The following is an 894-nucleotide window of genomic DNA, read 5'->3' as shown; positions in this document are numbered from 1 at the left end:
GCCGTTGAACTTGATGCCCGACTGCATCAGCACGCCGGCCGCCGCCATTTCGCCGAGCAGTTCGCGCACGGGCACGGGGTACGGTCCCGAGGCGGTGTTGGCCGCGCGCCGGCGCAGCATTTCGGTCCAGGCGTCGGTCAGGCGCACGATGGCGCCGCGCACGGGCTGGCCGTCGAATAAGAAGCGGTGGAGTTCAGACACGCAAGGGTTTCCTGAGAGAGAGATGGAGAGGCGCTTTCAGCCGATTTTTTTCAGCCCGGCGCGAAAGCGCCGGGCGTTGTCCATGTAGTGCCGGGCGCTTTGGCGCAGGCCCGCGATCTGCTCGGGCGTGAGCTGGCGCACGGCCTTGGCCGGGCTGCCGAGGATCATCGAGCCGTCGGGGAATTCCTTGCCCTCGGTGACCAGGGCGCCCGCGCCGACCAGGCAGTTCTTGCCGATCCGGGCGCCGTTGAGCACGATGGCGCCGATGCCGATCAGCGACTCGTCGCCAATGCTGCAGCCATGCAGCATCACTTGGTGGCCCACGGTCACATTGCAACCCACGACCAGCGGTTGGCCGATGTCGGCGTGCAGCACGCTGGCGTCCTGGATGTTGCTGCCGGCGCCGATGGTGATGCACTCGGTGTCGCCGCGCACCACGGTGCCAAACCACACGCTGGCATCGTTGCCCAGCACCACGTTGCCCATCACCTGCGCGCTGTCGGCCACCCAGGCCGTGGCGGCCAGGCGCGGAGCGACGCCATCGAGTTCATAAATTGCCATGGATTGACCTTGTCTTGAAGAGGCTGGAAAGAAGCCCCCGGCACGGCAAGGCCTGCGGCGCCGGGGTTTTCCTACAATTGTAGGGATGGAACTTCGCCACCGCGCCTTGCAGGTCTTGTGCCTTGCAGACCC

At 66.4% G+C, this 894-nt stretch carries 2 protein-coding genes; both read right to left on the bottom strand.

Annotated features, from left to right (window positions below; genetic code table 11):
* Nucleotides 1-201: Hsp33 family molecular chaperone HslO (locus tag QZH66_RS17175; protein ID WP_305807056.1), on the bottom strand; the 201-nt coding region annotated here is incomplete at its 3' end.
* A 36-nt stretch (nt 202-237) separates the two neighbouring features.
* Nucleotides 238-762, bottom strand: coding sequence for a gamma carbonic anhydrase family protein (locus QZH66_RS17170; RefSeq protein ID WP_305807055.1), 525 nt, complete (start codon nt 760-762; stop codon nt 238-240).
* Nucleotides 763-894: the final 132 nt, after the last annotated feature.

The organism is Stenotrophomonas sp. YIM B06876, assembly GCF_030711595.1.
Classification (GTDB): domain Bacteria; phylum Pseudomonadota; class Gammaproteobacteria; order Xanthomonadales; family Xanthomonadaceae; genus Stenotrophomonas.
Note: the sequence above shows the minus strand (reverse complement) of the source record. Positions and strands in the feature narration are given on the sequence as shown.